This is a genomic window from Phenylobacterium deserti, from assembly GCF_003254705.1.
GTDB classification, from domain to species: Bacteria; Pseudomonadota; Alphaproteobacteria; order Caulobacterales; family Caulobacteraceae; genus Phenylobacterium; species Phenylobacterium deserti.
In genome coordinates this window covers 195,957-209,159 of record NZ_QFYR01000003.1, presented here as the reverse complement: position 1 = coordinate 209,159, position 13,203 = coordinate 195,957, and the positions used below count along the sequence as shown (strand labels likewise).

Annotated in this window: 12 protein-coding genes; 6 read left to right on the top strand and 6 right to left on the bottom strand. The window is 67.6% G+C overall.

Annotated features, from left to right (window positions below):
• Together DJ018_RS13660 and DJ018_RS13655 are read left to right on the top strand one after the other, a co-directional pair.
• Positions 1–726, top strand: a complete 726-nt coding sequence (locus DJ018_RS13660) for an ABC transporter ATP-binding protein (RefSeq protein ID WP_111515515.1) — start codon at positions 1–3, stop codon at positions 724–726.
• A gap of 357 nt (positions 727–1,083) precedes the next feature.
• Entirely contained in the window at positions 1,084–1,758 is a 675-nt protein-coding gene (locus DJ018_RS13655) for a cytochrome b (RefSeq protein ID WP_111515747.1), read from the top strand.
• On the opposite strand, the gene DJ018_RS19670 is transcribed toward DJ018_RS13655, so the two are convergent.
• Complete coding sequence (locus DJ018_RS19670; RefSeq protein WP_420849519.1) at positions 1,652–2,314, bottom strand: c-type cytochrome; 663 nt, start codon at positions 2,312–2,314, stop codon at positions 1,652–1,654. The genes DJ018_RS13655 and DJ018_RS19670 overlap by 107 nt on opposite strands.
• A gap of 166 nt (positions 2,315–2,480) precedes the next feature.
• Here DJ018_RS19670 and DJ018_RS13645 point away from each other — a divergent pair, with 166 nt between their 5' ends.
• The 4 genes from DJ018_RS13645 to DJ018_RS13630 are packed head-to-tail and all read left to right on the top strand — an operon-like array spanning position 2,481 to position 6,624.
• Positions 2,481–2,837: a c-type cytochrome gene (locus DJ018_RS13645; RefSeq protein ID WP_111515514.1), complete on the top strand. Its 357-nt coding sequence runs from the start codon at positions 2,481–2,483 to the stop codon at positions 2,835–2,837.
• The gene (gene coxB / locus DJ018_RS13640) at positions 2,800–3,780 is read left to right on the top strand and encodes a cytochrome c oxidase subunit II (protein WP_111515513.1); all 981 of its coding nucleotides are present in this window, start codon (positions 2,800–2,802) and stop codon (positions 3,778–3,780) included. The genes DJ018_RS13645 and coxB overlap by 38 nt, the downstream gene beginning before the upstream one ends.
• On the top strand, positions 3,777–6,314 hold the full coding sequence (locus tag DJ018_RS13635; RefSeq protein ID WP_111515512.1) for a cytochrome c oxidase subunit I: 2,538 nt from the start codon (positions 3,777–3,779) through the stop codon (positions 6,312–6,314). Before coxB ends, DJ018_RS13635 begins: the two co-directional genes overlap by 4 nt.
• Before the next feature lies 1 nt (position 6,315).
• Positions 6,316–6,624: a hypothetical protein gene (locus tag DJ018_RS13630; protein WP_111515511.1), complete on the top strand. Its 309-nt coding sequence runs from the start codon at positions 6,316–6,318 to the stop codon at positions 6,622–6,624.
• A 50-nt stretch (positions 6,625–6,674) separates the two neighbouring features.
• Here DJ018_RS13630 and virB11 read toward each other — a convergent pair whose 3' ends face one another.
• From virB11 to DJ018_RS13605, 5 genes are read right to left on the bottom strand one after another with little or no spacing between them, the layout of a single operon-like run.
• Positions 6,675–7,688, bottom strand: a complete 1,014-nt coding sequence (virB11, locus tag DJ018_RS13625) for a P-type DNA transfer ATPase VirB11 (protein ID WP_111515510.1) — start codon at positions 7,686–7,688, stop codon at positions 6,675–6,677.
• Positions 7,685–8,791: a TrbI/VirB10 family protein gene (locus DJ018_RS13620; RefSeq protein WP_111515509.1), complete on the bottom strand. Its 1,107-nt coding sequence runs from the start codon at positions 8,789–8,791 to the stop codon at positions 7,685–7,687. Before DJ018_RS13620 ends, virB11 begins: the two co-directional genes overlap by 4 nt.
• 1 nt (position 8,792) lies before the next feature.
• Entirely contained in the window at positions 8,793–9,623 is an 831-nt protein-coding gene (locus DJ018_RS13615; RefSeq protein ID WP_111515508.1) for a TrbG/VirB9 family P-type conjugative transfer protein, read from the bottom strand.
• Positions 9,620–10,786 (bottom strand): TrbL/VirB6 family protein, encoded by a 1,167-nt coding sequence (locus tag DJ018_RS13610; protein WP_111515745.1) that lies wholly within the window; start codon positions 10,784–10,786, stop codon positions 9,620–9,622. The genes DJ018_RS13615 and DJ018_RS13610 overlap by 4 nt, the downstream gene beginning before the upstream one ends.
• Entirely contained in the window at positions 10,783–13,200 is a 2,418-nt protein-coding gene (locus DJ018_RS13605; RefSeq protein ID WP_111515744.1) for a VirB4 family type IV secretion/conjugal transfer ATPase, read from the bottom strand. Before DJ018_RS13605 ends, DJ018_RS13610 begins: the two co-directional genes overlap by 4 nt.
• Positions 13,201–13,203 lie beyond the last annotated feature (3 nt).

Here is a 13,203-nt window from a genome sequence, read left to right as displayed (position 1 = left end):
ATGCTGACAGCACAAGCCCTGACCAAGCGGTTCGGCGACCACCTGGCGCTGGACGGCCTCGACCTCCACATCGCGCCAGGGGAGGTGTTCTGCCTGCTCGGCGCCAACGGAGCCGGCAAGAGCACCACCATCAAGCTGTTCCTGGGCTTCCTGGCCCCGACCGCTGGCCGCGCCCTGGTGGACGGCGTCGAGGTGGCGGCCGATCCGATTCGCGCCCGCAGCCGCCTGCTGTACATCCCAGAGCAGGTCGCGCTGCACGAAGAGCTCACCGGCCTCGAGAACCTCGTCTACTTCGCACGCCTCGGCGCGGTCCCGGACGCCTCGCCCCGGCGGCTGACCGCCTGCCTGGAAGAGGCGGGCCTAGCGCCTACAGCGGTCCACCGCCGTGTGTCCGGCTATTCCAAGGGCATGCGCCAGAAGGTCGGCGTCGCCCTGGCGATCGCCAAGGGCGCCAAGGCGCTCCTGCTCGACGAACCGACCTCGGGACTCGACCCCCAAGCTTCCGCGGACTTCCACGACCTCGTAGCGCGGCAGAGAGACGCCGGAGCGGCCGTCCTCATGGCGACCCATGATCTCTTCCGCGCCCGCCAGATCGCCGACCGAGTCGGCGTGATGCGCGGTGGAAAGCTGCGCCTCAGCTTCGACGCGCAGGAGCTCAGCGCCCAGGACCTGGAAGCCGTGTACCTGCAGGCCATGGTCGCGGAGCCGGCTCCACTGCGGAGCTGACGCCTCTGGGGCGAATTTGCGCCCGCACGGCTGATCTTCCGATCCGACGTTGCGTCTAAGTACGTTACGCATCGGCGAACCACGCAGTTCTCGCTTCATGGCGACGTGTCAGCTTCAACCAACCGGCTCTCCCATGAACATGCGTCCATCTGCAGACGCAGGATCTTGGGAACGCCGGAGCTCAGGCTGCTGTGACGAGTGCAGTCTCGTCGTCAGCGGAACCGTCACCACGGCGGTCTGTTGTTCTGTTCAGCGCGCAGCACGAGCCCTGCGTCGAGCCGAGGACCTGATGCCGTCCGCAAGTTGCAGCTTCGCGCCACTGAAGCGGGCGTCTGGATCCAGGCGTCCGAGGACTCGATGCTGAAGAGCCTGAGACGCTGGGCGCATAGCCATACGCGCGAGGGTCGCTACTCGCCGGTCGGCGTGGCGTTTCACTGGACCATGGCGGCGCTGATCCTGTTTCAGCTCTGGTGGGGCTGGCGCACCGGCCACCTGCCTGTCGGCGCCGACAAGTTGCAGGCCTATGAGGTGCACAGCCAGGTTGGCTTGCTGATTCTGGTGCTCACTTTGGCCCGCATGTTCTGGCGCGCGCTTGTGCCGGGACCGATCAACGACGCCGACAAGCCAGGTTGGCAAAGCGTGGCCGCCCACCTCACCCATTTTGCCTTCTATGCTTGCCTCCTGGGCCTTCCATTAAGCGGCTGGGCCATGTGGTCGGCGACCGCCCGGGAGCAGGACCTGTCCGTGGCAGGGGTGGCCCCGTGGCCGCATCTGCCGTTCGAAGAGCTTGCGCCTCCCCTGCTCTGGACCATTGAGGCCTGGGCTGAGCAGATGCACTGGCTGTTCGTGGTCGCGCTGCTGCTCATGCTGCCGCTCCACATCGGAGCGGCGATCAAGCATGAGCTCGTCGATCGCGACGACGTGCTCAAGGGGATGCTGCCTGGGCTTGAGCGGGTGGAGCGGCTGGTCGGCCGAGCGCCTCGACGTATTCGCCAAGAGCTGAGACCTCGGTGTCAGTCAAGCGCTGACTGATCCTTAGCATCTGCCCCTGCGGGTCGTTTCGGCGCTTGGCTTTCTTCCAGAGGTCGAGCTGGGTCTGGATATAACCAGCCGGTTGGCCTGCGATGGGCGGGTTAGCCGCCCCAACGCCCTCTCCGCGCGCGCCATGGCATGATGCGCAGGAGGCGAGCCCACGGCCCGGATCCCCTTGCTGGTAGAGCAGGCCTGCCGTGCTGGACGTAAGGGCCGATGGCGCCCCGCCCCCTCGCTCGACCTGTCTTGGCAGACGGGCATAGTACGTCGACACCGCAAGTCGGTCCGGGTGACTCAGCGCCTTGGCGATCGGGCCCATCACCTCGTTCTCACGCAGACCCGACGCATAGTCCTGCATCTGCTTCTGCATATAGCCTTCGGGCAGGCCGGCGAGCCAGGGCGTGGCCTCTCCGTCTCCTTGCCCTTGCAGGCCGTGACAGGTGATGCATGCGCGCTTTGCGCCGGCGCCTCCGCCGCTCAGCGCCACGAGCTCGCCCGTCGCGGTGAACGGATCCCGCCGCGCCTCCTCCGTCCTCGTGCAGCCCGCCAGGAGCATGAGAACGGCGAGAAGCGGCGCCCGCCGGTTCCGCCCTCCCCTAGCTTCGCCCTGACGCACCATCTCGGCCCAACCCGCGCCTGCGAAGCTGGTTCCGGGAACCGTCACCTGGGCTTTGGGTTGATGAAGCGGAGCTGGAGGGGCTGCGATCCGCGCGCGTACGACTATGGGCCTTTTGCTGGCGCCGCTCCTGACGGCCTGCGAGGACGTGCGCGTGCAGCGTCCCAGCATCGCCGGCGCAGATGCAGGCCACGGCCGCGTGGTGGTCGAACGGGTGGGCTGCGGCTCATGCCATGTCATCCCCGGCGTCCGCTGGCCTGCAGGCCGCGTCGGTCCATCTTTGGATGGTTTCGGCCAGCAGGCTTTGATCGCCGGCCGTTTCCCAAACCAGCCTGAGGTGCTTGCGCTCTGGGTGCGCAACGCGCCCGCCCTCTCACCCGGTACGGGAATGCCGCCCATGCCGCTCACCGAGCAGGAGGCGCGTGATGTGGCAGCCTACCTCTACACGCTCGACGCTCGCTGACGCGCTGAGCGGCTGGCCGCCGCCCGTGCTGGACCCAGCTGGCCCACACGGCAGTCTGGTCGCCGTCCTCACCTGGGTGCTCCTTGCCATGGCGACCGTCGTGTTGCTCGTGGTGTTCGCGGCGCTCCTTCTGGCGCTGTTTGGGCCCCAGCGTTGGCGCGCACGGCTCGCACAGGAACGCGCTATCTGGATCGGCGGCTTGGCCTTCCCCGTCGTCGTACTCACGGGGCTGTTGATCTTCGGTTTGGCGAGCACGCAGACGCTCACCAAGGATCCGCAGCCGGGTGAGATGAGGGTCCGCGTCACCGGCGAGATGTGGTGGTGGCGAGTGGCCTACCTCGACGCGGCGGGCCAGGAGGTTTCCCACGACGCCAACGAGGTGCACATCCCGGTGGGCCAGCCGGTGACGTTTGAGCTCGAAGCGGCGGACGTGATCCACAGCTTCTGGGTGCCGAGACTTGGCGGCAAGCTCGACATGATCCCGGGCCGCCGGAACATCCTGCGCCTCCAGGCCGACCAGGCCGGCGTGTTCGCTGGCCAGTGCGCGGAATACTGTGGCGGCCCCCACGCCTTGATGGGGTTCGTCGTAGTCGCCCATGAGCCGACCGCCTTTCAGCAATGGCGCGCCTCCCGGCTGGCTCCAGCACGCCCGATGCCGACCGGCCTTGCCCAGCAGGGCGAGCAGGTGTTCGCGGCCGCCGGGTGCGGCGCCTGTCACCGGATAGCAGGTACGGCGGCCAACGGCCTCGCTGGCCCCGACCTCACTTTCGTAGGGGCGCGTCGTTCGATCGGCGCCGGCATCCTGGCCAACAACCAAGGCACCTTGGCCGGTTGGATCGCCGGCAACCAGGACATAAAGCCGGGCAACCGGATGCCGCCCTACAAGATGCTTTCGGGTGCAGAGCTGCGCGCTTTGGCCGCCTATCTCGAGAGCCGGCGATGAGCTCGGAGACCGGTTTCGATCCGGAGCTTTACGGACGCTTCCCGACGCAAGAGGCTCGTCCGGCAGGCGAACTCGAGGAGCTCCAGCGGGTCTGGTGCGCGCCCAAGGGCTGGGGCTACCTGGCCGTGGTCAACAACAACTATGTCGGCCTGTATTACGTCGGCGCCGCCTTTCTGTTCTTCCTGCTCGCAGGCGCCCTCGCGCTGGTGATGCGCGTGCAGCTGGCGCTCCCGCTCAATGGGATCCTGCCGCAGGAGACCTACAATCAGGTCTTCACCATGCACGGCACGGTGATGATGTTCCTGTTCGCCGTGCCGGCGATGGAAGCCTTGGGCGTCCTGCTGCTGCCCCAGATGCTGGCGGCGCGTGACCTGCCCTTCCCTCGCCTGTCAGCCTATGCGTTCTGGGCCTATCTGGTGGGCGGGCTGTGCTTCTTCGCTTCGATCTTCTTCGGGCTGGCGCCGGACGGCGGCTGGTTCATGTATCCGCCGCTGACCAGCAAGACATTCTCACCCGGCATCAACGCCGATTTCTGGCTGCTCGGGATCGGCTTCATCGAGATCAGCGCCATCGCAGGGGCGGTGGAGATTGTCGTGGGCGTGCTCAAGACCCGTGCGCCGGGCATGACGCTCGACAAGATGCCCATTTTCGCCTGGGCCATGTTGGTCTTCGCCGCGATGATCATCATTGGCTTCCCGGCGGTGATCCTCGGCACGCTGCTCCTGGAGATGGAGCGGGCCTTGAACTGGCCCTTCTTCGACGCAGCGCGCGGCGGCGACCCGATGCTGTGGCAGCACCTGTTCTGGTTCTTCGGCCATCCTGAGGTCTACATCATCTTCCTGCCCGCGGCGGGGCTGATGTCGATGATGGTCCCGACGATCGCCAGCAGTCCGCTGGTCGGCTATCGGCTGATCGTTCTTGCGCTGCTTGCGACGGGCTTCATCAGCTTCGGCGTCTGGTCGCACCACATGTTCGCGACCGGCATGCCGACTATCTCGGTGAGCTTCTTTTCGGCAGCCAGCATGGCGGTGAGCGTTCCGGCCGGCGTGCAGGTCTTCTCCTGGCTCGCGACCCTGGCGTCAGGCCGGGTTCGCTGGACCACGCCCGCCCTCTTCGTTGTAGGCGCCATCATCACCTTCACGATGGGCGGCTTGACGGGCGTCATGGTGGCGCTCGTACCCTTCGACTGGCAGGCGCACGACACCTACTTCATCGTCGCCCACCTGCACTACGTGCTGATCGGCGGCATGGTCTTCCCGCTGTTCGCGGCATTCTACTATTGGACGCCGATGATGAGCCGCCGGGCTCTGTCCGAGCGGTTGGGCAAGTGGGTGTTCGCCCTCACCTTCACCGGAATGCATGTCACCTTCCTGCCCATGCACCTGACGGGCCTCATGGGCATGCCGCGGCGGGTCTACACCTACCTGCCTGGCCGGGGCTGGGACCTGACCAACATGATCTCGACAGTGGGCGCCTTCCTGATTGCCATCGGCGTGCTGCTGTTCCTGATCGATCTTGTCCGTAACTTCCGGTTCACGGCCGAGGACGACGCCGGCAACGTCTACGGGGCGGGCACCCTCGAGTGGCTGCCGACCGGGCTCTACTCCACCCGTTCCATCCCGCTGGTGCGGAGCCGCTATCCGCTCTGGGACGACCAGAACATCTCGAAGGACGTGGAGGAAGGCCGCTATTTCCTCCCGCGTACAGCCAGCGGCCTGCGCGAGACCATCATCACCAGTCCGCTTCGCGCAGATCCGCAGTATGTGCAGCGAATGCCTGGGCCTTCCGCCTGGCACGTGCTGGCGGCGGTGTTTACGGCAGGCTTTTTCCTCCTGCTGACCGTCAAGGCGAACGCACCGGCTGTGGTGAGCGGTGTCCTGGCTGTGGTCTGCGTGCTCCGTTGGGTGTGGGAGACCGACCGACCCATGCCGCTGGAGAGCATCGACATCGGCGCTGGGGTGCGTGTGCCCACCTATGTCACGGGTCCAATGAGCCACGGCTGGTGGGCGATGGCGGTGCTGCTGACGGTCGCCGGGATGATCTTCATCATGGCGCTGTTCAGCTACGTCTTCCTCTGGAGTCGCCGACCGGATCTCTGGATAGCGCCGCCGGCGCTCGGTTGGTTGGGCGGTCTGCTCGCGGCCTATGTCGTCGCTGGGCTCGCGGCCCTTGCCGCGGGCCGTACCGCGCGCGCGCCACGCGGCGCTGCTGTTGCGACCACATTGCTGATCGGTCTCGCCGCAGTCGCAGTCGTGCTTGCGTGGGGCCTCGACATCTGGAGCTGGTGGGCTGCCGGCTTACGACCTGACGCCAGCGGCCAGGGCGCTACGGTTTTCGCCATCGTGAGCTGGCAGGGTTTCATGCTTTCGGTGACGCTCCTGATGGCGGGCTACGTGGCCGCTCGCGCGGCGTACGGCCATCTGAAGCGAGAGCGAACCAGCACCGTGGACGTCGTCGTGCTTTTCATCACCTATGTAGCGACGCAGGGGGCGATTGGATCAGCCGTCGTGCGTTTGTTCCCCGGAGCGGCTTAGGGTGCGGGCCTGGGCATTCATGTTGGGCGGCCTGATTGTCTGGGCGATCCACTTCATGGGCGTCTACGGGATCGCCAGCATCGCGGAAGTCGCCGGTCGCGCAGACGCTGCCGGCAGCCTTTACACCGTGACGGCGCTCACGGTCCTCTGCGCAGGATTGGATGTAGCCCTGCTCTTGAAGGCATGGCGGCGCGGCCGGCGTGTCACTGGCGATCTGGCGCCGTTTCAAGCCTCAATCGCCGGCCTGGGCGCAGGCTTTTCGCTTCTCGCCGTGATCTGGCAGGGCCTTCCTGCGCTGATCGGCCACTAGGCGACTTCCGGCACAGCCCTCACGCGAGGCGCGATCGAGCGCCTTTCGATCTAGCTGTTCCTGCCCAGGAGATCAGCGGCGGCGACAACGGAGCCGATTCCGCGACCGCCCTGCCGCCGCTCGAGGTGCACCACCACGTCGATGACAGAGGCGGCGTACTCGATAGTTTCAGCGCGGCTGAGCCCGATCCCGGCTTGCATGGTCATCAACGCGATCTGCTCAAGGGCGCCGCGCGGACTGTTGGCGTGGACGGTGGAGAAGGAACCCGGGTGGCCCGTGTTGATGGCCCGCAAGAAGCTGACCGTTTCCCTGCCACGCAGTTCACCCAGCACGATCCGATCAGGGCGGAGGCGGAGTGCAGCCTGTACGAGGTCGTCGGTCGAGACTCGGGCTTCGCCGAGCTCGCCCTTCACCGCGACCAGCCCCACGCCGTTGGCCCCAGGCAACTTGAGCTCGGGCGTGTCCTCCACCAACACCACCCGCTCGTCGACAGGAACCTCTCGGAGCATCGCGTTGAGGAAGGTGGTCTTGCCGGTGGAGGTCCCGCCGCATATCAGGATGGTGCGGCGACGGGCGATGGCGGTGCGCAGATACGCGATGGGCTCGACCGCTGGGTCGGGCGGCGCCGCTTCCTCGAACTCCCGCCGGGGCGGCGTGTCATAGGCGTCAAGCGATACGTCGAGCAGCCGATGACGTCGGATCGCAAGCGCCCAATGGGCGCGTGTGGCCGGAGGTCCGCACAGTTGGATGCGCTCCCCGCCGGGCAGGGTGGCCGCGAGCAGCGGATGTTCGCGATTGACGCCCTGGTGGCTCGCACGGGCGACCTGTTCGGCCAGTCGCTGCAGCAGAACATCGTCCACAGCCGGGAGTTCGATGCGCTCCATGCTCGGCCTGCCGGCATCTTCGATCCACAGCTCGCCGGGCCGATTGACCAGGATCTCGGTGACCGATTCCCGGTCCAGCCAAGGCCGAAACGGCGCAAGATAGGCGTCCAGATAGACGCTGCGGCGCGGCTCAAGCTGAGCTCCGGCTGCAAAAGGCACGAGTGTAGAGGCTTCGCTCATTCGGCGGCGACCCGGGAGAAGTCGAGGTCGCGGGCGGTGAAGACCCGGATGGGCTCACCTTGTCGGACCCGCACGGTCGGGCCGATCTGCCCGCTCTGCCCCACCGCGGCCGCGGCGGCGGACTGGCCCTGACTGCCGATCACGACCGCCGTGCCGCCGCTGTTGCCCAGGGTGGCGAGACCGCCCACGACCGAAAGCAGCATGGCGGAGCCAAAACGCTGGAAGAAGTGATTGTCGACGCGGCCGCTGAGCCCAGTCTCCCCAGCGTATGACGTCGCCGGCGAGGCGATGTTCACCGACACGCCGTCTGGGCGGATCACACGCGACCAGATCACGTAGGCGCGCTTCTGGCCGGCCTGGAGCCCGCTCTTATACTGACCAATCAGGCGCGACGAACGGGGGATCAGCACGCGGCTGCCGTCGAAGCTGCGAACGTCCGCGGACACCACGGCGCGCACGTAGCCCGGTACGTCGGTGTCGATGGCGGTTTCGAGCACTGCGGGGATCAGCGTACCCTGGGTGACCGTGGTCTGCGGGTTGATCCCGGCGGTGGCCACCGCGGTCGTGCCGCCTACCCCTCCCACGCGGGCGGCGAACTCGTCATTGGAGCCTGCGGATGGGGTAGCGCCCGCGGTTGCGGCTGCCGCAGTCGGCGCCGGCAGGGCGCTGGCGTCGAAGATCACAGTGGGCGTCGCCAATGGATTGCTGGCGGGGGCCGTCGCAAGTTGGGTGTTCGGCGGCGCCGCCAGCACGGGTTGAGGCGCGGGTGCGGCGGGCGCGGGGATGGTGATCGCCTGGGGCGGCACGGCAGGCGCTTGCTGCAGCGGCTCCGGCTGCGGAACACCAGGCTGCGCGGCAGCCGGCTGAGGCGGCGCTCCGTTTTGCCTGGAGTGGTTGAGACCCAACAAGGTCACAGCGCCCAGCATGCCGACCACGGCAACTCCCGCCGCAACACCGAGGGCGTCCGAGCCGCCCTTGCGCTGGGTGACTGCCGGCATGACGCTGCGGGTAGCCAAGCTGATGACCTCCGCCCCTTGGGTTTGGCGGGGGTCGGTCTCGGCGTCAGGCGCGAGGCGTTCGTAGCGGCGCAGGTTCTCACGCATGTCAGCGTCCTCCCGCTTGGGGGGTGACCGACGCCAGGGCGGTCGCCGTAGATGCGGACTTCGGCGCTTCCGCCGAGCTCGCAGGCGGAGCGACGGGCGGCGTAGCGGGACGGTCGTTCTCGAGGATGGCCATGTCCCTGCCGGCTCGCAGCACGATCGTCTTGGGCACGCTGTCGAGCACGAGCACGTCGCCGCGGACCGCATAGTTCACCGCCCCTTCCTCGCCCTTCTCGTTGCGAGTGAGGATCGCCGGGATGGCAGTGCGAGCTGGCCAGCTGAGATAGGTGGCGTCGCCATCGTCGTAGATCCTGGACGGCAGGATCCGGCGCTCGCCCTTTGTGCGCCAGGCGAAGTTCAGGTCGGCCGGGTCGGCGACCGCCAGATCACGGGGCGGCGTGGCGGCCGCGGCCGCCTCCTCCGTCGACATGGCGCCTGCTAGCTGACGCACCGGCTTCGCCTCGACCGGATAGCTGAAGCGCAAGACGTACAGCGGGGTGGCCGCTGAGCCCGCCACGAGGTCGAACAGATAGGTGTGTTTGTCCGTAACCACGGTCATGTTGGTCCGGCTCTTGGCGCCGAGCGGCTTCACGAACAGGAGGTCGGCGCGTTTGTTGGGCGTGACCTGCCAGCTGGTGGAGTCGCCGATCGCGACGTTCTCGATCTGCTCCTGTTCGCCAAAGGCGATGGTCGCCTGGACTCCGGCGCGACCTTCCACGACGACGATCTCGTCCGGGTTGTAGAGACGGGTCTTGATGCGCCCGTCGGCGGCGTGCGCGGTTGCAGCGGCCAGGCTGCACAAGCCGCTCGCCAGGAGGATGTTTCGCAGGGTCATACCAGTCGTTTCCTCGCGCTGCTCGCGGGAGATGAGAAGCGGCTGCCGATGCCGCGGGTCCGAGGGCGTTCCGAGGCGCGGGAGCCGCCACTTGGAGCCGTCGGGGGAAGCAGGATGTTGCGAGGCATGTGGGCGGACGCCGACGCCGGGCTCGCGCTGCTTGAGGCCGCCGTTGCACCTGGCGAGAGGCTGGACACCATCGAGCGTACGCGTGGCGAGGCAGACGCGCTTGTGCTGAACGCCGGCGCGCTGGAGTTCATGGGAGCGAGCGCGGCTGTCGAAGCTCCGCTCCTTTCGCGATCGCCAGCCAGGCCGAAGACCTGCCAGCCGGACACCATGGTGGCAGCAACCCGAAGGGCGAGGCTCATCAGGGCGCAGTGCACCGCCGCGATCACGAACAGCGCCATGGCGGCTCGGCCGTCGATCCCCTCCTCTCCCCGCAGGGCGAGGACGACCGGCGCCGCGAGTTCGGTCATGAGGGCTCCGCACAACACCGCGAACAGCGGCGTCAGCGCAGTCAGGGTCACCGCCCTCACCCACCCGGCGAACAGACCGCGAGATCCGTTGAACAGAACCATGACGATGAAGACCGGCCCAACGGCTAGCAGCACTGCGAGCGCGATGCGGGCCGTCACCAGCACGCCGACCGTCCCCAGCATCAGCAGCAGCGCGCCGAGCCACATGAGACTTTCGGCGTTGAAGCCGCTCCCTGCCCTGGGTGCGCCCGGCTGGACCGCGGTGGAGGCCGTGTCGGCGATGGCGTTGAACAGGATGTCGATACGATCCGCGAACAGCTGCGTCGCCGACCCCTTGGCGCCCAGCAGCGTGCCCGCAATCTGGTCGGGAGCACCCACCGCAAGGTTCCAGACCACGCCCTGGTAAGCGACCGAGCTCGTCACAAAGGTCAGCACCAGGCCGAGCATCACCATGCGCGGCGTCAGAGAACCGATGCTGAGGCGCGCTCGGCCGGTGAGCAGCAGCACGGCGAACAGGCCGACATAGAGGGTCAGCAGTACGGTCAACGCAGGCAGAAGCGCTCCGTGCGCTCCGAAAAGCCGGGTGAAGGCGCCGGCTGTCGCCTCGTTGCTCACGCAGTCGACAGCACGCAGCGAAGCCGCCACGCCCGTCGAAGCGTCACGAACAAGCGCGTCGCAGGTGCTCACGCCGCCGCTTCCTTCCACACCGGGGTGCTGGGTTCGCCCAGCTCTTCGCCCGGCCAGGGGGCGCCGGTCAGCGCGGAGTACCAGGCCGCTGGCTCGTCGCCGTAGGCGGCGCGAAGCCGGTCGAGTTTCCGAACAGTGGCCTCCCGGCCGGAGAGCAGGGTCAGCACGTCTGGCATGCCGGCAAGATCCAGCCGCACGACGGCTGAGGCGTCAGGTTGCCGGACCAGGAAGCAGCGGCTTTGAGCCGGCAGCGTGCGGATCACCTCCAGCTCGTGTTCGGACAGGCCGAAGCCGCCGCAATAGTCCTCGGCCCGCGCTTTGGCGTTGGGCGTGAAGATCATCGTGGCGGTCTGCTCGACCAGCGCGGTGGAGATCCGGCTGTCCAGCGCGTCGCGCGCCGACTGGGTCGCGAAGCCGACCAGAGCGTTGCGCTTGCGCAAGGTCTTGAGCCAGTCGCGGATGCGGGCGGCGAACACCTCGTCGTCCAGCGCCTTCCACCCCTCGTCGATCAGGATCATCGTGGGCGTGCCGTCCAGCCGCTCTTCGATGCGGTGGAACAGGTACATCATCACCGGAGTGCGCAGGCGCGGAGTCTCCAGCAACGCCGTCATGTCGAAGCCGAGCGTGCGGGCCGACAGATCGAGCTCGTCCTCGGCGTTGTCGAACAACCAGCCGTGTTCACCGCCACCGATCCAGGCGTCCAGCCGATGGGCCAGGTCGCCCGGCTGAGGACGGCGCGTGCCAGCGAGCAGCTCGCGGAAGTGCGACAGTCGTCGCAGCGACGGATCGTTGGCATAGGCCGCATCCACGGCGGCGGCGATCGTGGCGTGCTCCTCCGCGCCGCCGGCTTGCAGCAGCACGCCCAGCCACTCGCGGAGGAAGGCGCGATTAGCGGGTCGATCCGGAAGCGCCAGCGGGTTGAAACCGGTGGGCTCGCCCGCCGCGATGCGGTTGTAGCGGCCGCCGATGCCGCGGACGAACACCTCAGCGCCGCGATCCTTGTCGAACAGCACCGTGCGCGGGGCGAACCGCTGCGCCTGGGCGGCCAGGAAGTTCATGACCACGGTCTTGCCCGAGCCCGACGGGCCGATGACCGTGAAGTTGCCCAGGTCGCCGTTGTGAAAGTTGAAGAAGAAGGGCGTTGCGCTGGTGGTCTCCAGAATGGCGACCGGTTCACCCCAGTGAGCGCCGTCGGCCTGGCCCATGGAGAAGCCATGCAACGAGCCGAAACAGGCCATGTTGGCCGACGAGATCAGCGCGCGCCGCACCAGAAAGGCTTCGTTGCCGGGAATCTGGCCCCAAAAGGCGGGCTCGAGGTTCACTTCTTCTCGAACCGCCACCGCGCCTGCGTCCCCGAGAGCGGAGGCGCAGGCAGCCGTGACTTCGTCGAGGACCTCGAGGCTATCAGTGCGGACCAGCACCGACAGGTGGTGGTCGCCGAAGCCGACCGAGCCCACGCCGAGCGCATCGCGCGCGGCATGCAGTTCGGCTCGTTCGGCCATCGCTTCCTCATCAGCCGAGCGAAGGCGGCGGATGGACAGGTCGATACGCTCGCGGGCGATCTGCCGATCACAGGGTGCATAGCTCTCGGTCAGCACCATCTCGCACGGGATGCGCAGCAGGTTGTCGGTGATCCCGGGCGCCGTGGTGTCGGGGTAATCCTTGAGCGAAAGCAAGGACGCGAAGCTGGCGCCTCCCGCACCCTTTAGCTCAAGGGCGTCCAGGCCGAAGTTCACTCGCTTGTAGGGCAACATGCGCCCGACGTCGGTGTGCGGCCCCGGCTTTCGGACCGGTCGCATCTCCCCGTTGTACAGCGCCGAAAGGAACTCCAGCACTTCCGAGCAGGCGCCGGACGCGCCTTTGTAGTCGCCGAGAAGGCGGGCGCCGTAGCTACCGAGCGTGGCCACCATGGCGCTCGCCGCCGCCCGGAGCTCGCGCAGGTCTTGCAGGCTAGGCGCGCCTTCGTCACCAGCGTTTTTCCGCAGCTTGCGCCCGATGCGCTCCACCCAGCCGGTCTTGCCGCGGGCCGGCCGCCGGACCAGCGTCACGAACTGGTCGTTCACGAACAGCGCGCCGCTCGAGAGCTTTTCGCGCCACCGGGCGTCCAGATGGGCGGCGACCGGATCGGTGAAGGCGCCGTCCAGTTCCACCTGCACGCGCCGCCGGATCACGTGGTGGTAGAGGATGAAGCGAGCGTCGAGCGAGCTTCGCAGGAGCACCTCGCGTGTGGCCGTGTGGGCATTGAGCTCGACCGTGTCGGCGGTCTCGAAGCTGACGCCCGGCACCAGCAGGGTGACCATCACCGACCCATCGCGGAGCAGGACGACGTTCTCGTCGATCAACTCGCGATACGGCAGGCGGTCGCCGGCCAGCGCCTCAGTTTTGGCCCAGCCGCTCATCGTGAGACGACCCATGAT